Consider the following 17,759-nt stretch of genomic DNA (forward strand, 5'->3'; position numbering starts at 1 on the left):
ATGAATGAGGTTTATATGTCCCACCCCCGCTGGCTACGCAACGTGCGCCCCTACGGCTCTACCGCCGAAGACCTGCTGATCGAAAACGGCCGGTTCACCCAACGTCGTCCGGCCTCGAACACCGAATTGCTAGCCACCGACATTGACGGCCAACACCAGCTCCTCACCCCGGCCCTGGTGGAAAGCCACGTGCACCTCGACAAAACCCTCTGGGGCCAACCCTGGCGCCCCAACAGCGCCGGACCGACGCTCAAGGACTACATCGCCAACGAGCGCCGTATCCTGCGTGAAGTCGAAACACCCATCGCCCAACGCGCCGGCGCGCTGCTGGAAAACTGCATCGCCCGTGGTTCGCTGACCATGCGTTGTCACGTCGATATCGACCCGGAGTTCGGCCTGCGTCACGTCGAAGCCATGCAGCAATTGCGCGAAAAATACCGTGACCTGATCGACCTGCAACTGGTGGTGTTCCCGCAAACCGGGCTGATCAGCCGCCCCGGCACCGCCGAACTGATGCGCGAAGCCATGGCCCTTGGCGTGGAAAATGTCGGCGGACTGGATCCGTGCGGTATCGACAACGACCCGATCGCACAACTCGATGTCGTCTTCAAGCTGGCCAGCGAATTCGAGCGTGGCGTGGACATTCACCTGCACGACAAAGGTGAACTGGGCCTGTGGCAAATTTCGCTGATCGCCGACTACACCGAGCGCTTTGGGCGTCAAGGTCGGGTGATGATCAGCCACGCCTACTGCCTCGGCATGCTGCCGTGGAGTCAGGTCAAACCCGTCGCCGAACGTCTGGCGGCCCTGGGTATTTCGTTGATGAGTTCGGCACCGGCCGATTGCGCGGTGCCGCCGTTCCTCGCACTGCGTGAAGCGGGGGTGAATGTGTGCCTGGGTTCGGACGGGATTCGCGATGCCTGGTCGCCCATGGGCAACGGCGACATGCTGGAACGGGCGATGCTGCTGGCGTTTCGTTTCGATTTGAACAAGGACGATGAACTGGCAGCGGCGTTCGAGGCGGCGACGGTGAATGGCGCTCGGGCGCTGGGGTATGAGGGTTATGGCCTGGAGATTGGCCAGCCAGCGGACTTTTTGCTGATGCCGGTGCAGACCCTGGGTGAAGCGGTGGTTTCGCGGCCGCTGCGGCAGGTCTATCGCGCGGGTGTTTTGATCGCCGCCGATGGACGCTTGCTGGAAAGCCGCTTGTGAAACCCGGATCGGTCAAAACAGTCGGCCTTAAAGCCAGCTGCGTGGTCGGTTTCGATGGCACGCAGCACGTGCTGTGGCGCGATGGCGAGGTGGTCTTCGAAGGTTCGCGCATCCTGTTTGTCGGGCGTGGCTATGGCGGCCCGGTGGATCAGTGGATCGACTACGGTAATGCCCTGATCGGCCCCGGTTTTATCGATCTGGATGCACTGGGTGATCTCGATTCCACCGTGCTGACCCTGGACAACGGCGACGAGCGTGAAATGGGCCGGATGTGGTCTTCGGACTATCTGGTCAACGGTCCGCGCGAGAGTTACAGCCCGCAGGAAGAGGTCTTCAAATACCGCTACGCCTTCACTCAGTTGATCCGCAATGGCATCACCACCGCCATGCCGATTACCTCGATGTACTACCGCGAGTGGGCGGAAACCTACGACGAGTTTGCTGCCGTGGCCGGTGTGGCAACCGAGTTGGGCCTGCGCACCTACCTCGGTCCCTGCTACATGAGCGGCATGAGTTATTGGCAGGCCGACGGCACGTTGGCGCACCACTGGGATGAAGCCCGTGGCATGGTCGGGCTCGATGCCGCTGAACGTTTCTTTCGGGATTTCGACGGCGCGAACAACGGCCTGATTCGCGGCGCGTTGCTGCCCGACCGCATCCAGACCTGCACCCCGGCGCTGCTGCAGCGCACGGCCGGGCTGAGCCGCGAACTCAACGCGCCGGTGCGGCTGCACTGCTGCCAGGGGCTCGGTGAGGTGGCGATGGTCGAGCAGCTTCGCGGTGTTTCACCCCTGGGCTGGTTGCAGCAAGTTGGGCTTCTGACCCAGCGCTGCCTGCTGCCCCACGGCATCTACACCCGTGGCGATGATGACCTGCAACGGGTGGTGGATGGCGGTGCGAGCCTGGTGCACTGCCCGGTGGTGTTTGCCCGGGATGGCGAGGCACTGAATTCGTTCGGTCGCTACCAGGCCAAAGGCATCAACTTCGCCCTGGGCACCGATACCTGGCCGGCGGACTTGCTGGACAACATGCGCCAGGGCTTGAACATCGCCCGATTGATGGAAGGCGATGGAGCTTTGACCCGTGCACTGGACTTTTACAACGCCGCCACCCTCGGCGGCGCCAAAGCCTTGGGTCGTGATGACCTCGGCCGATTGGCACCGGGGTGCAAGGCCGACATCACCGTGTTCAGCCTGCGCGGTCTGCACCTGGGGCCGCTGTTTGATCCCTTGAAAAACCTGGTGCTGGCCGGGCGCGGTGACGACTGTATCGCCAGCTACATCGATGGCCGCTGCGTGATGCAGGACGGCCAGGTCCAGGGGGTGGACTACCCCGCCCTGCAACGCCAGGCCCAACAACAATTCGAAAAACTGATGCGCAGCCACAGCGACCGGGCCTTCGGCCAACCGGACTGGAAAGGTCTTTTCCGACCGGCCATCCCGTTCGCCGACGACTACAGCGCACACGCACCATTGAGCGCGATTGATCCTCTCCTTTAGAGTTTTCTGCCTATGCAAAGCTTTGACTTCAGCACATTGAGTGCGCGTGACAAATATAAAATCCTGATCGGCAGCGTGGTGCCGCGGCCGATTGCGCTGGTCACCACCATCGACGGCGAAGGCCGCATCAACGCCGCGCCGTTCAGCTTCTTCAATGCCCTGTCGGCCGATCCGCCGATCCTTGCGCTGGGCGTGGAAAACTACGGCGATCAGAGCCCCAAGGACACTACGCGCAACATTCAGCTCAACCAGGAATTCACCGTCAACATCGTCAGCGATGCGCTGGTGGAAGCCATGAACGTCTGCGCCGTGCCCTTTGCGCCGGGCTTCGACGAACTGACCGCTGCCGGCCTCACGGCCATCCCCGGCACCACGGTCAAATGCCCACGCATCGGCGAAGCACCGGTAGCGTTGGAGTGCCGACGGATGATGGCGCTGTCCATCGGGCAATCCCGGGAGATCATCTTTGGCGAAGTGCTGATGGCCCATGTGCGCGACGAACTGATCGACCCGAAAACCCTGTACATCGATCAACTGGGCCTGGATGCCATTGGCCGGATGGGCGGCCATGGTTATGCGCGCACGCGTGATTATTTCGACCTGCCGACACGCTCTTTGCAGGCATGGACAGATGCACCGGGCGGTGGCGAGCGGTTTTGGCCTGACACCAAGTAACCAGCCTTCACACATAACCTGTGGGAGCGGGCTTGCCCGCGATGGCGGTGTGTCAGGCGCAGGTGATGTTGAATGTGCCGGCCTCATCGCGAGCAGGCTCACTCCCACAGTGAACTGTAGCGGGCACCCAATCTGTGTACCGCCACACATCCCTTGTGGGAGCTGGCCTGCCAGCGATGGCGGTGTGTCAGGCGCTAGTGATGTTGAATGTGCCAGCCTAATCGCGAGCGGGCTCCCACAGGTTTTCCATTTCCAATAGCAGGCAACGCAGGCATTCCTTCGCAACAGTTCAGCGGAAATCCCGGCTCCGCACGCTGATGCCGTCCAGCAGTTCACTCAGGTCACTCATGCGTCCGGCGATCAAATGCCGGACCTCGCCTTCCTTCTCCCAACGCCCATCGACCTTGAGCAACTGCGAGCCCACCAGTACTTGCCGTTGCCGCTCGGCCAGGTCGCGCCAGACGATGACGTTGACGTTGCCGAACTCGTCTTCCAGGGTGACGAAGGTCACCCCACTGGCCGTGCCCGGACGTTGTCGGCCGGTCACCAGTCCGGCCACGCTTACCGGTCGCCCATGCTCGACCTCAAGCAGTTCCTTCGAACTGCGGCAGCGCCGGGCCTTCAGCTCAGTGCGCAACAACGCCAGCGGATGTGGTCCGAGGGTGGTGCCGACGCTGTTGTAATCGGCCAGCAGATCTTCGCCGACCGTGGGTTTGGGCAACGCCACCGCGCCCTCCTCCTGCCGCGGCAGGCCGGCGAACAGGCCGAGCTGTTTCTCCACCCCCGCCACTTCCCAGCGCGCCCGATGCCGATCACCGGCCAGCCCGCGCAATGCACCGGAGTCGGCCAGTTGTTCCTGGGCGCGAGCGTCCAGTCGTGCCCGTTCGCCGAGGTCGGCGATGTCGACAAATACTCCCCGAGACCGCGCCACCTCAATGCGCCGGGCATCGTCCTCGCGAAAGCCCTTGATCATGCGCATCCCCATGCGAATGGCCGGCTGCGCCCCCATGATCGGTTCGAGGCTGCAATCCCAGTCGCTGGCCCGCACGTCCACCGGGCGAATCTGCAAATGATGACGCCGCGCGTCCTGCAGAATCTGGTCCGGGCTGTAGAAACCCATCGGCCAACTGTTGATCAGCGCACAGGCGAATGCCGCGGGCTCATGGCATTTCAACCAGCAACTGGCGTAGGTCAGCAGGGCAAAACTGGCGGCGTGGGACTCGGGAAACCCATAGCTGCCAAAGCCTTTGATCTGCTCGAAAATCTGCGCGGCGAACTCCGCCGTGTAGCCGTTTTTCTTCATTCCGGCCGCCAGTCGTTCCTTGTGCGGTTCGAGTCCGCCGTGACGCTTCCAGGCCGCCATGGAGCGACGCAACTGATCCGCCTCGCCGGGGCTGTAGTCAGCGGCGACGATGGCGATCTGCATCACCTGTTCCTGAAACAGCGGCACGCCCAGCGTGCGCTTCAACACATCGCGTAGCTGTTCGGAAGGATAGCTTTCGAGCTCTTCCTTGTTTCGACGCCGCAGATACGGGTGCACCATGCCGCCCTGAATCGGTCCGGGGCGGACGATGGCCACCTCGATCACCAGGTCATAAAACGTGCGAGGCTTGAGCCTGGGCAGCATCGACATCTGCGCCCGGGATTCAATCTGGAACACACCGACGGTGTCGGCACGGCCGATCATGTCGTAGGTCTGTGGATCCTCGGAAGGGATCGACGCCAGGCTCAGATCAAGATGACGATGGCGTCGCAGCAAATCGAAGCAACGACGAATCGCGCTGAGCATGCCCAACGCCAGAATGTCGACCTTGAGCAGCCCGACCGCGTCGAGATCGTCTTTGTCCCACTGGATGATCGTGCGCTCGGCCATGGCGGCATTTTCCACCGGCACCAGGCTGTCCAGTGGTTGCTCGGAAATGACGAAACCGCCGGGGTGCTGGGACAGGTGACGGGGGAAACCGATCAGCTGTTGCGTCAGACTCAACACCCGGCGCAGCACCGGGCTGTCGGGGTCGAACCCGCCTTCGCGCAGGCGCTCAAGGGGCGGCGCCTGATCACTCCAGTGACCACAGCAGTCAGCCAGCGCATTGACCTGATCCGGCGGCAGGCCCAGCGCCTTGGCCACATCGCGCACCGCGCCGGCGCCGTGATAGCTGCTGACGACCGCCGTCAGCGCCGCACGATGGCGACCATAGCGCTGGAACACGTACTGCAGGACTTCCTCGCGGCGCTCGTGCTCGAAATCGACGTCGATGTCTGGCGGTTCATTGCGTTCCTTGGAGAGGAAGCGCTCGAACAGCATGTTCATCCGCTCAGGGTCGATTTCTGTGATGCCCAAGGCGAAACACACCGCCGAGTTGGCCGCCGAGCCTCGGCCCTGACAGAGAATTTTCTGCCCTCGGGCGAAGGCCACGATGTCCTGGACGGTGAGAAAATAACTTTCATAACCGAGCTCGGCGATCAACCCCAGCTCCTTGTCGATCAACCCGCGCACCTTCGGGCTCGCCCCTTCTGGCCAGCGCTCGCGAATGCCTCGTTCGGTCAGCTCACTCAGCCAGGACGTTGCGCTGTGACCTTGCGGCACCAACTCCCGGGGATACTGATAACGCAACTGGCCAAGGTCGAAGGTGCAGCGCCGGGCGATGTTCAGGGTTTCGTCGAGCAGGGCCTGCGGATAGATCGACTGCAAGGCATCGAGGCTGCGTAAATGCCGCTCGCCGTTGGGGTGCAGACGCAGCCCGGCGTCCGCCACCGGCAGGTGATGACGAATCGCGGTCATGGTGTCCTGCAAGGCCCGGCGCCCGCGCGCGTGCATGTGCACATCGCCGCTGGCCACCGCCGCAATGCCCAGCTCCCGGGCCAGGGTCCATAGATTGTGCAGGCGCCGGCTATCGTCCTGACCGCAATGCAGCTGCACCGCCAGCCACAGGCGTTCAGCGAAGACCTGCTTCAGCCAGTGGCCCTCTTCCAGGGCATCGACCGCGTCCGGCACCCACAGCGCCAGCAATCCCGGCAACGGCTCGCTGAAATCTTCCCGCAGCAGCTGATACTGGCCTTTCTGCGTGCGACGCCGGGCCCGGGTGATCAGTCGGCACAAGGTCTGGTAACCCTCGAGGTTCTCCACCAGCAACACCAGTTTCGGACCCTTCTCGATGCGGATTTCGCTGCCGATGATCAGCGGCAGCTCAACGGATTTGGCCGCCTGCCAGGCGCGGACGATCCCGGCCAAGGTGCATTCGTCGGTGATCGCCAGCGCCTGATAGCCATGTTTTTTCGCCCGTTGAAACAGCTCCAGGGCACTGGAGGCACCGCGCTGAAAACTGAAGTTCGACAGGCAGTGCAGTTCGGCATAACCGACACTCATGAGAACCAGCCCTGCAGCCACAACGGGCCGCCCTCGCCCACCGCACGGTAGGCCCAGCCCTGTTGGCCGGCACGGGTTTCGATCAGGTAGTAATCCCGGCGCACGTCGTCGCCGTCCCACCAGCCGGACTCGATGCGTTCCGGCCCCATGAGGATGCGGGTCGAGCCTTCGTGAATCGCCAGCGGTTCGCTGAGCAACCAGCCCGGCCGTTGCACGGTGCCGAAGCCTGCGCAAGGCTGGCTGTCGGCACTGGCCTGCCACGCGCACTCGGGGCGGTGATCGGCCTGAAAACGCAAGCCATGCACCGCGTCATCCCCCAGCCGTGCGCGCAGCCGTTCGCGCAGTTGCTCCCAGGGCAAGGATTGCTGCGGACGATCGTCGAACAGTTCCTGAAACTGCGGCACAAAAGCCGGTAAGTCTTCGGCACACAGGCGAAAACCGCGCACCGGGGCTTCGACCTGAACCTGCTCCAGCCGCCCCCGGGCCAGTTCGAAGAGCATCGCCGGATCGCGTTCGGCGCTGAGCAGGCCGACCTTGATCACGCTGTCCGGCAACCCGGCGTGTTCCAGGTGCAGGTCGAAACGCTGCACGCCGCTGTCTCGACCACAGAGGAACGCCGACAGGTCGCCGGTCAAGCGCCGTAGCGGAAACAGCAAGGCCTGATGGGATTGCACATCGAAGTTGAGCTCGATGCGCACATCGAAACGGTCCGGCGGCAGGTAGAACACCAGCGCCAGCCGCCGCAATCCGAGCAAGGCGTCCAGATGCTTGAGCACCTGCGCCTCGAAACGCCGGGCCAGGCTGTGCCGGGGCAACGCCTGCACCTGACTCAGGGTACGCAGCCCCATGCGCGACAGCGCCGTGGCGACATCGGCTTCCAGCCCGATCCGGTCGACCGGCATTTGCCCGAGGCGATCCTGCAAGGCTTGATCGTCGGGCACCACCAGACCGTCATAGGCGTTGGCCAGCACCCGCGCTGCCACCGGGTTGGGCGCGGCGACAATGCGGTGGCGAAAGCCCAGCTCGCCGAGTTCGTTGCGCAAGCGCGCCTCGAATTGCGGCCAGGCACCAAACAGTCCCAGGCTGGACTCGATCTCAAACACCAGCGCACGCGGGTAATGCACGCTGACCTGGGAGCTGAACCGGTAGGCCCAGGCCGCTAGAAATTGCTGCCAGTGTTCGATGTCGGCGACGTCGTATTCGGCCGTGACAAAGCCTTTGCTCAACGCCTGAGCGGCGCTCATGGACTGGCCGGGGCGTAAACCCAGCGCCCGCGCCGGACCGTTGACCGCCTGCAACACCCGACGCTGGGCCGGACCGGTCAGCAGCGCCAGCGGTTCCTCGGGATTGGCGCGCTGACGCAGGACCGCGTCCAGCGCCAATTGCGGGAAAAGAATGCACACCCAGCGCATGGCAACCTCAATGCCCCACGGGGAAAGCAATCGGTGCCGAACGGGCCAGCCCGCCCCGGCACTTGAGCACGCGCAATTGCGCGGGCCTGGCATCAATGGCAATGCGCAGGGCCGCGGGCGACGGGTTGATGGCTTCACTGATCGAGCGATAGGCGAACGCCAGGGTCGAGCCGGTTTCTGCCGCGACCTGCAAGCGGCGCAAGGCACGATCATCGGCCTTGTGCGGCCAGCACAGCACCGCGCCGCAACTGCCCGAGCGCAGGCATTGCTCCGCCGCCCACAGCGCATCGCGCTCGCTGGCCTGGATGATCGACAACTGGCGCAGATCGACCCCGGCGCTCTGCCAGGCCTGGGGGTACGGCACGTGAGGCGGTGCCACCAGCACGATGCGCTCGCCCGCCGCCGACAGCCTGGCCAGCGCCGGCCACACCAGTTGCAACTCGCCGACGCCCTGCCCGGCCAACAGAATTTCGGTCAAGGCCGCTTCCGGCCAGCCACCGGTGGGCAACGCCGCATCCAGCGCGGCATGCCCCGTGGGTTGCGGGCTGACGGCCGGTGGCGCAGGCCGGCCCTTCCAGACCTGGCCGCCATTGAACAGCGTATCCAACGCAACGACGGCGCCCATCAGCCTTGCCTCACCAGACCGCAGAACACGCCTTCGATGGCCAGGTCCTGGTCGTCTTCGACGATGATCGGTTGATAGGCCGGGTTGCGTGGCAACAGGCGAACCGTGTCGCCGACCCGCTCGAAGCGCTTGATCGTGACTTCGCCGTCAAGTCGCGCCACGACGATCTGGCCGTTGACCGCTTCGGGGCTGCGGTGCACGCCCACCAGATCACCGTCGAGAATGCCGTCCCCGATCATCGAGTCACCGCGAACCCGCAGCATGTAGTCGGGCACCCGGGAGAAGATCGACGGATCGAGCAGCAGGCGGCTATGCACCTCGGCATCGGCGCCAATCGGCGCACCGGCCGCGACCCGGCCAAGGACCGGAATGTCCAGCAGCTCGGGGCGCGGCGGTTGCCCGAGCAAGCGAATGCCTCGGGCCTGATGCGGGTTGACCTCGATAAAACCGGCATCGGTCAGCGCCAGCACATGCTTGCGCGCCACGCTGCGGGAGGCAAAACCGAACGCCTCGCTGATTTCAGCGAGGCTCGGGGACTGACCTTTCTCAGCGATGCGTTCGCGGATAAACGTCAGGATGGCGGTACGGCGGGGAGTGAGAGTCGTCATGGAGTACATTTGTACTCTTTCGGTTTTTTTCTGGCAAGGACTTGTAGGAAATGTCCGATGAAACGTTGGAGCGGGGAACACCTAAACGTCAGGTCGGCTGTCAGGCCGCCTCGCTTTGTTTTTGATCTGCTTTTGATCTTGATCTTCTTGCCCCCTCGGAAGGCCGAGCGCAGGTTCTGCGCAGTGGGCAACCCGGCATGGATGCCGGGTTAGCCGCGCACGGCCATGGATGGCCGATCGCGGCGGGCCCACGGAGCAGGACCGGAGTGAGGGTATGCCGAGCCCCGGCGAGGCACCGGACGAAAGGGGCAAGAGCGTTTGGTTACTTGGCGCTCCTCCAAGTGACTCGCTGTAAGAGCGAAACCAATAGCCGCCGTGACCGTAGGAATGGATATGCACACCTGCAAAATCTCACCGCCAATCAGGCCGCCATCGCCGGCAAGCCACACACACAGTTTGATCCGGGTACATCTGGAAGAAACCTGTCGGCTATCAGGCCGTCATCGCGAGCAGGCTCACTCCCACAGGAAAACGCGCAGGCCTGAAGCGTCAGGTCGGCTGTCAGGCCGCCTCGCTTTGTTTTTGATCTGCTTTTGATCTTGATCTTCTTGCCCCCTCGGCAGGCCGAGCGCAGGTTCTGCGCAGTGGGCAACCCGGCATGGATGCCGGGTTAGCCGCGCACGGCCATGGATGGCCGATCGCGGCGGGCCCACGGAGCAGGACCGGAGTGAGGGTATGCCGAGCCCCGGCGAGGCACCGGACGAAAGGGGCAAGAGCGTTTGGTTACTTGGCGCTCCTCCAAGTGACTCGCTGTAAGAGCGAAACCAATAGCCGCCGTGACCGCAGGAATGGATATGTACACCAACAACAATCTCACAGCCGATCAGGCCGCTATCGCTGGCAAGCCAGCTCCCACAATTTGATCTGGGTACACCCGCCAGAAATGAGCGACTGTAAGGGCGCTATCGCTGGCAAGCCAGCTCCCACAATTTGATCTGGGTACACCCGCCAGAAATGAGCGACTGTCAGGGCGCCATCGCTGGCAAGCCAGCTCCCACAGTTTGATCCGGGTGCATCAGGGAAATACTCACCACCAACCAGACCGCATCGCCGGCAAGCCAGCTCCCACAGTTTGATCCGGGGACATCTGAAAGAAACCTGTCAGCCTGAGAATTCAGGGGCGCTGGGCAACATGGAATCTCCCACCTGGGTTATGGGGTGGTTTCACGAGAGAGTTGTGCCAGGTAAGCCCATGGATAAATCCCACGATCATGGCCATCGCTGAAGACGAGTTGCAGGCTCCCGCAGTTGGGTGTGCAGCGGGACACTGCTGAGAGATAGAACGTTATCGGTAATGAAGATCACTTGTTATAACGAGTTATGACGTGATCTTAGACAGGGGTTTTATGGTTGGGAAATAACGTTTGGGTATAAGGATAGGCTTGCCGAAAAGGTCGGTTGCACCACAAACCTGCGGTCCGATGGAGCTTTTGTGGCGAGGGAGTTTACTCCCGCTGGGCTGCGCAGCAGTCCCTCTTTTTAGGGCCGCTTCGCGACCCAGCGGGAGTAAACTCCCTTGCCACAAAAGCAATCCAGCGTTCTACGGAGGTTCAGATTCTGCCGAGAATTCGGTCCATCACCCAATCGGTTTTCAATGCCTGCTCGGCCACCGCGGGGTGCTGCGACTCACCACGGATATGGGCATTCATGCCCAGCACGTGATGCCACTGGATGTGCGGGTGATTGTCGATGTGCACACTGAGCTGTTCTTCGGCCTCCAGTTGCACCGGATGTTCGTCGAACACCGAAAAGCTGATCCGCCCTCGGCTGCCGATCAGTTCGACCCGGTCCTCGCGACGGTCGGCGACAAAGTTCCAGCAACCCATGCCCGTCGCACCGCTGGCAAACCGCCAACAGGCGCTGACGGCGTCTTCGGCGGCATACAAACCGGCTTGCCGGGCCGTGAACCCGGCGACGTCGACAATATCGCCAAGCAAGTACTGGAACAGGTCCAGGCCATGGCTGGCGAGGTCGGCGAAGTAGCCGCCACCGGCAATCGCCGGATCGGTGCGCCAGTTGGCTGCGCCGTCGCTGTCCGTTGCAGACGGGGCTTTTGTCAGTGTCCAGGTCAGGTGTCGAACCTCACCGATCCGCCCCTCTTCCAGCCATTGGCGCACTTGCTGAAAACGCGGCAGGGAGCGCCGATAGTAGGACACGAACAGGTGCAGTCCGGCATCGGCAAAAACCTGATGCATCTGCTGGCTTTGCCGGGCATTCAGTGACATGGGTTTCTCGACGCAGCAATGCTTGCCGGCGGCGGCCACTTTCAGGGCGTAAGCCTGATGGCTGTCGGGTGGCGTAGCGATGTACACCGCGTCGACTTCAGGGTCGTTGATCAACGCATCGGCGTCGGTGTAAATCCGTGCGATGCCGTGGCGCGCGGCGTAATCGCTCACCGCGTCCAGGCGCCGCCCCATCACTGCCACCAACGCCGAGCCAGGTGCCTTGTAAAAGGCCGGTCCGCTCTTGCGTTCAGTCACGTCGCCACAACCAATCATGCCCCAGCGCACTACGTTCATTGTCACTCCCTGATATCAGCCGATGCGCAATGCGCGCAGGTCCAGATGTCCATCCTTGAGCGGTGGGCACCAGTAGTAACCTCCCGTGATCGGTCGACTGATGCGATACAAGCCGTCAGTGATCCCGTCTTCCAGACCGCTCATGCGGCGCAGTTGCGCTTCGAAGGCGTCGAGAGAAAAGCCGAACGCCAGGAACATCAGACCGGCACGATCACCTTCGATCCACGGCATCGAACGCCGGACCACGAACGCTTCCGGGGCGAAGCTTTCCTGTGCCGTGCGTTTGACGTGAGCCGAGATCGGCGCATCGTCGAGCTCTTCGTTGTCGCTCAGGCGACGGCCCATGATGTTGTCGGTTTCATGGGACGGCAACGCACGAAAGCCCTTCAGGTCGTGCTGCCACTGCTGGATCGCAGCAAAACTGCCACCCACCAGGCCTTCGGCACCTTCACCCAGCAATGCAGCAGCCACGGCGGCTTCATCGTGAGGGTTTTCAGTACCGTCCTCGTAACCGGTCAGGTCGTGGCCGGTGAGGTGGCGGAAGGTTTCGTTCATCTGCACCAGACGAAACGCTGGCGCCAGCGCCGTTTCGATGGCCTGACTGCGATTGAGCAATTCGCCCCGGTCAATACCGTGCAACCAGCACCAAAGCGCGTGCTGGGTCGACGGGTTGTCGACGCCGACGCCGGTCATTGCCGGAAACGGGCGCAAACCATCGACCTGACTGTGCAGCGCTTTGACCAGGGATTCACCAAAACCAACCACGGCCGACTTGCCGTCCACCAGTTGCATCAGCTTGTCGAGTGCTGCCGGCAGTGCGTCGACGGATTCCAGCGCGAAGAACATATGACGGGCTTGAAGTGGAACGGGGGTGGCGAGAATGCCCGGCTGGTAGTAACTCATATGAACTCCTTGAAAAGAGGCGCAGTTTACCCGCAGCGAAGAGGATGGTCATTGATCGGATAGATTCATTGCCCTCTGAAAACGCATTAAGCTCAATGCAGGCGCTGCAAAAATGCACATCACCTGCAAAATCACAGCACTTGAAACATTCACTATCTCTGTAGCAGCTGCCGAGGCACGAGGCTGCGTTGCGTGTCCGCAGGACCGCCCAAGGCCGCTGCGCAGCCCAACGCAGGCTTCGCCAGCTGCTACAGGGATGTGGTGTGCAACGTGCCGCACATGGCATGGGATGTGCCCCCGTATTGATTACCTGCGCGTTTCTCAGCCAGGTCTCCCAAGCCAACCAGAGCCGATTGCCCCGATGGATACTCTCAATTTCCTGGCCCAAAAGGCCCCGCCGCTCACCAGCACCGTCAGTGCCGACGGGTTACTCGTCAGCCTGTCCGAGAGCTTGAGCGATCAATTGGGTTATGCGCCTGATGAAACACTGAACCAGCCGATCGAACGCTTCTACAGCGTCGAGTCTGTGCGTGCCCTGCGCATGCTGTTTGCCAATCCTCCCGCCGACGAGCAGGTCCACAGCCTGGAATTGACCCTCATTCGCCATAACGGTGGGTTGCTGCACGTCATCGCCAGCGGCCTGCTGGAATGGCGTTCGGTTCAACCGGCGCGCCTGCACTTGCTCAACATTGCGCTCGGAGCGCTGGGCCATCGCGTGCGGGAAATGCACAACGCCAACGAAGTGATGAGCCAGATGCTGCAAAGCGCCAAAGTCGCCTACTGGTGCATCGAGTTCGCCGACGCGGTGGACATCAACAACTCGCCGGATGAAATCGTTCGCCAGGTCTTCGAAAACGACTCGCACTGGCGCCTGTGCAACCGGGCGATGGCCGATGTCTACGAGATGCCGTCCGACGTTGATTTCAACCAGCAACCCGTACGCCTTTACTGGCCGCGCAGCCCGGCCAACGAAGAATTCGTGCGACGCCTGATCGAAGCCGGTTTCAGCGTCGACTGTGCGCTGTCCGTGGACCGCCGCCACGATGGTTCACCCGCCTATGTCGAGAACGATGTTCGCGCCACCATCGTCAACGGGCACCTGTTACGCATGTGGGGCAGCATCCGCGACGTCAGTCAGGAACTGCGCATGCAGCACGACGCCGAGCAGCGTATCGACGCCTTGCGACGGGTGTTCGACGCCGTACCGGACGCCGTGCTGGTGATCGATGAGCACCTGCAACCGCAATGGCGCAACGCAGCGTTTGAAGAGACCTTCGGCATCACCAATGGCGCCGGCATCGCCCGCCTCCTGCTGGACAATGCCCTGCCGGAGCGCACCTGGCACCGCTTGCCGCTGCCCGATTTGAGTGGCCGCGAGCCGGACTTCGACGTGCATTGTTCGCGCATTCTGATTCGCGAAGGCGTGGCCTGGCGCGTCGCGGTATTTCGTGAACGCCAGGGTGTCTTGCGTCCCCAAGAGCTGCACCCATGAAAGACTCGAACCTGCCGCCTACCTTGCAGATGGGCATGCGCTCTTCGGTCAACGTCAGCAGTGAAGTGCTCGCCGCGCTGCTGCAAACCCCGGCACTGCATGCCCTGCTCGACAGCTTCAGCGAAGCGCTGATCGTGACGGATGGCGAGGGCCGCGTGCGTTTTCTCAACCTGGCCGCCGAGCGGGTCAATCGCCTCTCGAAACAGCAAGCCATCGGGCTGTCCGAGAGTGAGTTCTTCCAGCGTTCGGCGTTGAACTACGACGACTTGCAGGCCGCGATGAATCGCGGCGGCAACAATGCCTTGACCCGTTCCCGGGAAGGCCGGGTGATGCTCAGTAGCACCCACGCCATACCCACCGGGGCGTATGAAAAACCGTTCAGGATGTTGACCCAGAAAGACTTCGACGCCAGCCAGACACCACGTCGAGCGTCACTCGGTGCCCGCCCCGTGGAACCCCAAGGCCTGCGCGATCCACAGGACAACGCGCTGCACCTTTCCCCGCAGCTATCGAGCATCGCCGACACGGGCGTGCGCGCCTTCCGGCGTCGCGCAAGGTTGCTGTTGCTCGGTGAGCCGGGTGTCGGCAAAACCGCCATCGCACGGCATATCCACCGCGCAGCCGGTTGGGGCGATCGGCCGTTCATCCACGTCAATTGCGGGAGCATTCCAGAAAGCCTGTTCGAGTCGGAAATGTTCGGCTATGAACGCGGCGCCTTCACCGGCGCACTGGCGGGCGGCAAGCAAGGCTATATCGAGGCCGCTGCAGGCGGGACGTTGTTCCTCGACGAGATCGGCGAAATTCCGCTGCACGTCCAGGCCAAGCTGTTGAAGTTTCTTGAAGACAGCACCATTCAGTCAGTCGGCTCGCCCCTGAGCAAAACCGTGCAGGTACAGGTGATAGCGGCCACTAACAAGGACTTGCGTCATCTTGTGAGCGTCGGCGAATTTCGCGCCGATCTCTACTATCGCCTGGCAGTCCTGCCGGTGGAAATCCCGCCCCTGCGCCAGCACCGGGACGACCTGCCCTTTCTCATCGACATCTTGCTCAGCCGCATCAATGGCGATCGTGAGCCGTCGTTGAGCTTGTCTGCCGGCTGCCGCAAGCGGTTGATGAGCTATGACTACCCAGGCAATGTCCGTGAACTGGTGAACATTTTCGAACGCCTGGCGGTACTCGCCGACGATGAAGCGCAAGAGCATCACCTGCCCGCAGAATTGCTGGAAACGGGACCCGATCATGAGCCCTTGAAGACGCGGGTCACGGATGTCATTTCGCAGGATGACCCGGAGCAGAATCTGAAGCTTCAGGTGCAGCATTTCGAGCGGCAGATCATTCTTAAAGCGGTCCATCTGTGTGGCAGCAAGCGCAAAGCTGCGCAGCACTTGGGGATCGACATCGGGACGTTAATACGCAAGCTCCAGCGCGACGAGTAACGCACGCGCTCATGTTGGAGCCCTGTAGCCCCGTAGCCCCGTAGGACTCCTGTAGGAGCTGTCGAGTGAAACGAGGCTGCGATCTTTTGATTTTGCCTTTAAAAGCGAAGATCAAAAGATCGCAGCCTCGTTTCACTCGACAGCTCCTACAGGGCTCCCACCAAAGGTCCGTACGTTGCGATGCTACCGCTGCAAAAACGCATACATATCTAGTTACTTTTGCCTGTCCCTCTCCCCCGCAATAAAACAAAACCCTTTATTTACAATGACTTAAACAATTGGCACGACCTGTGCTCCTGCTACCTGCAACCCACCCACGCTGGGCATTGCATCAGGGCCGGCTTCTCACAGCCGAGCCGGTAGCCAGGAGGAATAATAAGAATGTTGATCACCGGGATCAAAAGCCGACCCGTCTATGACCGCTTGCAACCGCTGCCAGGCGGCATCCGGCACATCATTGCCGGGCAAGGCAGCGGCGGTCGCGCCATGTTGCGCCTGCTGGCCGACATGAACGGGCAGAACAGACCTATCACCTTGCTGTACTCCCAGGAGTCTTTTTCCGGCCAGGATTTCCTCGCCCAATTGCAGCAGCACCCACAACACCCTCTTCACCTGCACGCGACCAACCAGGCGCTGATCGACGAGCTCAAAAGCTTGCTCGGCGATGCGCGTATGGGCACCCGTCTGTACCTCGCCGGCTCGGAAAGTTTTCTGGGCAGCGCCATGCAAGTGGCGACGCATTTCGACCTCAACCGCGACGAAGTCTTGCGCGAGCACTCCGGGACGCTGGTGCGCCGAGTCTGGTGCGTGCATTGCGACACCTACACCGAAAACGTCACCCAACGCGTTTACGACTGCCCCGGTTGCGGCGTCACGCTGGTGGTGCGCGATCACTATTCCCGGCGCCTGGCGGCCTTTCAGGCGGTCAAGGCCGATGCTGAAGTCCCGGGTGAATTGCCCGAAGCAGAGGAGCTCGATACATGAGCCAGAACAATGGGACGTTGAACCTGCGGGTCGCCCGCATAGAAGCAGTGACGCCGGAAATCAAGCGCTTCACCCTGGTGTCGCCAACCGGTGCGCACTTGCCGGCCTTTTCCGGCGGGAGCCACGTGGTGGTGCTGATTTCCAACCCGCACACCACACTGCGCAATCCCTACTCGCTGCTGAGTTCGCCCTACGACACCAGCAGTTATCAGATCGCCGTGCGCCGGGTAGACAGCGGCCGTGGCGGCTCGGTATCGATGCACGACGATGTCAGTGAAGGGGATCTGATCGAGGTCACGCCACCGGTCAACCTGTTCCCGCTGATCAAGCAGGCGCGTCTGCACATCTTCATTGCCGGCGGCGTCGGTATCACACCAGTGATTTCCCAGCTCGAAGAGTTACGCCTGAGCAAGGTGCCTTTCGAGCTGCATTACGCCGTGCGCGGTGAAGCACATGCGCAACTCGGCAAGGAATTGCAGGCCACTTATGGCGCCCAGGTTCATCTGTATCGCAAGGGTGTCGATGCGCGTATGGAGATCGGTCGAGTCCTCGCCGACCGTCCGCTGGGCAGCCACGTTTACGTGTGCGGGCCGGACAGCATGATCGACGCCACGCTGGTGTGCGCCAGGGATCTGGGCTGGACCGACAGCCATGTGCACTTCGAGCGCTTCCTCGAACAAAGCAGCGGCGGTGAAGCCTTCAGTTTCACCCTGGGCCGCAGCGGCGCAACCATCGAGGTTTCGCCCGACCAGACCATGCTCGAAGCGGTGGAAGCTGCCGGCTACAGCCTGCCTTACCTGTGTCGCGGGGGCGCCTGTGGTCATTGCGAAACCGACGTGCTCGAGCTCGATGGCGAGTTGCTGCACAGCGATGACTGGCTGTCCGACGAAGACAAAACCAGCCGCAAGAAAATCATGCCCTGCGTATCCCGCGCCAAGTGCAATCGCCTGGTCATCGACCTCTGATC

At 62.2% G+C, this 17,759-nt stretch carries 14 protein-coding genes; 7 read left to right on the plus strand and 7 right to left on the minus strand.

What is annotated here, in order from left to right; all coding sequences use genetic code 11:
• Nucleotides 1-15 precede the first annotated feature (15 nt).
• Genes ACA063_RS16330 through ACA063_RS16340 form a run of 3 tightly spaced genes read left to right on the plus strand, consistent with a single transcriptional unit; the run spans nucleotide 16 to nucleotide 3,386 of the window.
• The gene (locus ACA063_RS16330; RefSeq protein WP_497662474.1) at nucleotides 16-1,212 is read left to right on the plus strand and encodes an amidohydrolase family protein; all 1,197 of its coding nucleotides are present in this window, start codon (nucleotides 16-18) and stop codon (nucleotides 1,210-1,212) included.
• Nucleotides 1,209-2,711 (plus strand): amidohydrolase family protein, encoded by a 1,503-nt coding sequence (locus ACA063_RS16335; RefSeq protein ID WP_497662475.1) that lies wholly within the window; start codon nucleotides 1,209-1,211, stop codon nucleotides 2,709-2,711. Before ACA063_RS16330 ends, ACA063_RS16335 begins: the two co-directional genes overlap by 4 nt.
• A gap of 12 nt (nucleotides 2,712-2,723) precedes the next feature.
• Nucleotides 2,724-3,386, plus strand: coding sequence for a flavin reductase family protein (locus ACA063_RS16340; protein ID WP_162439298.1), 663 nt, complete (start codon nucleotides 2,724-2,726; stop codon nucleotides 3,384-3,386).
• 289 nt (nucleotides 3,387-3,675) lie between these two features.
• On the opposite strand, the gene ACA063_RS16345 is transcribed toward ACA063_RS16340, so the two are convergent.
• From ACA063_RS16345 to ACA063_RS16375, 7 genes are all read right to left on the minus strand, one after another.
• Complete coding sequence (locus tag ACA063_RS16345) at nucleotides 3,676-6,774, minus strand: error-prone DNA polymerase (RefSeq protein ID WP_497662476.1); 3,099 nt, start codon at nucleotides 6,772-6,774, stop codon at nucleotides 3,676-3,678.
• Entirely contained in the window at nucleotides 6,750-8,165 is a 1,416-nt protein-coding gene (locus ACA063_RS16350) for a Y-family DNA polymerase (RefSeq protein ID WP_497662477.1), read from the minus strand. Before ACA063_RS16350 ends, ACA063_RS16345 begins: the two co-directional genes overlap by 25 nt.
• Nucleotides 8,166-8,172: 7 nt before the next feature.
• The gene (gene imuA / locus ACA063_RS16355; protein ID WP_497662478.1) at nucleotides 8,173-8,790 is read right to left on the minus strand and encodes a translesion DNA synthesis-associated protein ImuA; all 618 of its coding nucleotides are present in this window, start codon (nucleotides 8,788-8,790) and stop codon (nucleotides 8,173-8,175) included.
• Entirely contained in the window at nucleotides 8,790-9,407 is a 618-nt protein-coding gene (gene lexA, locus ACA063_RS16360; RefSeq protein ID WP_497662479.1) for a transcriptional repressor LexA, read from the minus strand. Before lexA ends, imuA begins: the two co-directional genes overlap by 1 nt.
• 1,202 nt (nucleotides 9,408-10,609) lie before the next feature.
• Nucleotides 10,610-10,726, minus strand: a complete 117-nt coding sequence (locus ACA063_RS16365) for a gamma-butyrobetaine hydroxylase-like domain-containing protein (RefSeq protein WP_497662480.1) — start codon at nucleotides 10,724-10,726, stop codon at nucleotides 10,610-10,612.
• A gap of 282 nt (nucleotides 10,727-11,008) precedes the next feature.
• Nucleotides 11,009-11,977, minus strand: coding sequence for a Gfo/Idh/MocA family protein (locus tag ACA063_RS16370; protein ID WP_497662481.1), 969 nt, complete (start codon nucleotides 11,975-11,977; stop codon nucleotides 11,009-11,011).
• A gap of 15 nt (nucleotides 11,978-11,992) precedes the next feature.
• The gene (locus ACA063_RS16375) at nucleotides 11,993-12,880 is read right to left on the minus strand and encodes a Dyp-type peroxidase (protein ID WP_497662482.1); all 888 of its coding nucleotides are present in this window, start codon (nucleotides 12,878-12,880) and stop codon (nucleotides 11,993-11,995) included.
• 361 nt (nucleotides 12,881-13,241) lie between these two features.
• On the opposite strand from ACA063_RS16375, the gene ACA063_RS16380 reads away from it, so the two are divergent.
• The 4 genes from ACA063_RS16380 (at nucleotide 13,242) to ACA063_RS16395 (ending at nucleotide 17,757) form a co-directional block, all read left to right on the plus strand.
• Nucleotides 13,242-14,372, plus strand: coding sequence for a PAS domain-containing protein (locus ACA063_RS16380; protein ID WP_497662483.1), 1,131 nt, complete (start codon nucleotides 13,242-13,244; stop codon nucleotides 14,370-14,372).
• Nucleotides 14,369-15,808 (plus strand): sigma-54 interaction domain-containing protein, encoded by a 1,440-nt coding sequence (locus tag ACA063_RS16385; protein ID WP_497662484.1) that lies wholly within the window; start codon nucleotides 14,369-14,371, stop codon nucleotides 15,806-15,808. Before ACA063_RS16380 ends, ACA063_RS16385 begins: the two co-directional genes overlap by 4 nt.
• A 381-nt stretch (nucleotides 15,809-16,189) precedes the next feature.
• On the plus strand, nucleotides 16,190-16,792 hold the full coding sequence (locus tag ACA063_RS16390; RefSeq protein WP_497662485.1) for a dimethylamine monooxygenase subunit DmmA family protein: 603 nt from the start codon (nucleotides 16,190-16,192) through the stop codon (nucleotides 16,790-16,792).
• On the plus strand, nucleotides 16,789-17,757 hold the full coding sequence (locus ACA063_RS16395) for a PDR/VanB family oxidoreductase (protein ID WP_497662486.1): 969 nt from the start codon (nucleotides 16,789-16,791) through the stop codon (nucleotides 17,755-17,757). The genes ACA063_RS16390 and ACA063_RS16395 overlap by 4 nt, the downstream gene beginning before the upstream one ends.
• The last annotated feature ends 2 nt before the right edge of the window (nucleotides 17,758-17,759 follow it).

The organism is Pseudomonas sp. LBUM1643 (assembly GCF_059716215.1).

What these genes read in the sequence shown, in the direction of transcription:
- ACA063_RS16330 (WP_497662474.1), top strand. Translation starts at nt 16, where the DNA reads ATGTCCCACCCCCGCTGGCTACGCAACGTGCGCCCCTACGGCTCTACC.
- ACA063_RS16340 (WP_162439298.1), top strand. Translation starts at nt 2,724, where the DNA reads ATGCAAAGCTTTGACTTCAGCACATTGAGTGCGCGTGACAAATATAAA.
- ACA063_RS16350 (WP_497662477.1), bottom strand. Translation starts at nt 8,165, where the DNA reads ATGCGCTGGGTGTGCATTCTTTTCCCGCAATTGGCGCTGGACGCGGTC.
- imuA (WP_497662478.1), bottom strand. Translation starts at nt 8,790, where the DNA reads ATGGGCGCCGTCGTTGCGTTGGATACGCTGTTCAATGGCGGCCAGGTC.
- lexA (WP_497662479.1), bottom strand. Translation starts at nt 9,407, where the DNA reads ATGTACTCCATGACGACTCTCACTCCCCGCCGTACCGCCATCCTGACG.
- ACA063_RS16370 (WP_497662481.1), bottom strand. Translation starts at nt 11,977, where the DNA reads ATGAACGTAGTGCGCTGGGGCATGATTGGTTGTGGCGACGTGACTGAA.
- ACA063_RS16375 (WP_497662482.1), bottom strand. Translation starts at nt 12,880, where the DNA reads ATGAGTTACTACCAGCCGGGCATTCTCGCCACCCCCGTTCCACTTCAA.
- ACA063_RS16380 (WP_497662483.1), top strand. Translation starts at nt 13,242, where the DNA reads ATGGATACTCTCAATTTCCTGGCCCAAAAGGCCCCGCCGCTCACCAGC.
- ACA063_RS16385 (WP_497662484.1), top strand. Translation starts at nt 14,369, where the DNA reads ATGAAAGACTCGAACCTGCCGCCTACCTTGCAGATGGGCATGCGCTCT.
- ACA063_RS16390 (WP_497662485.1), top strand. Translation starts at nt 16,190, where the DNA reads ATGTTGATCACCGGGATCAAAAGCCGACCCGTCTATGACCGCTTGCAA.
- ACA063_RS16395 (WP_497662486.1), top strand. Translation starts at nt 16,789, where the DNA reads ATGAGCCAGAACAATGGGACGTTGAACCTGCGGGTCGCCCGCATAGAA.